Raw genomic sequence first — 419 nt, 5'->3', positions numbered from 1 at the left:
CCCCTGAACTTGCTTATCGGACGATGCTGGACCCAACCGAGTGCCGCGACGAGGCTGAGGGTGCCCGCTACTACCTGAACCGCGCAATGGCGTCCTCGGATGCGTGGATCGCGCTCAGGGCTGTGGAGGACGCCCAGATGGACGGCCCCGAACCTGCCGATGGCACAGCGATCACGCTCGGGTTCGACGGGTCGCTGAACTCCGACTCGACCATCCTCCGCGGCTGCCGGATGTCAGACGGCTACCGGTGGACGATCGGACTGTGGGAGAAACCCGAGGGTGTCGACGGCATCGGATGGCAGGTGCCGCGCACTGAGGTGCTGGAGCGTATCCGTGAGGCGCACAAGCGCTATCGCGTGATCCGAGGCCACTACGACCCACACGAGTGGCGCAGCGACATCTCAGACCTGGCGCACGAG

The 419-nt window shown here is 65.9% G+C and carries 1 protein-coding gene; it reads left to right on the top strand.

The genetic code is table 11. The features are described from left to right. Window positions 1-419, top strand: a 419-nt coding sequence (locus ACTQV4_RS10375) for a hypothetical protein (RefSeq protein WP_441569791.1), incomplete at both ends; no start/stop codon positions are given.

It is taken from the genome of Collinsella sp. LCP19S3_B11, assembly GCF_052121915.1.
GTDB lineage: Bacteria > Actinomycetota > Coriobacteriia > Coriobacteriales > Coriobacteriaceae > Collinsella.
Note: the sequence above shows the minus strand (reverse complement) of the source record. Positions and strands in the feature narration are given on the sequence as shown.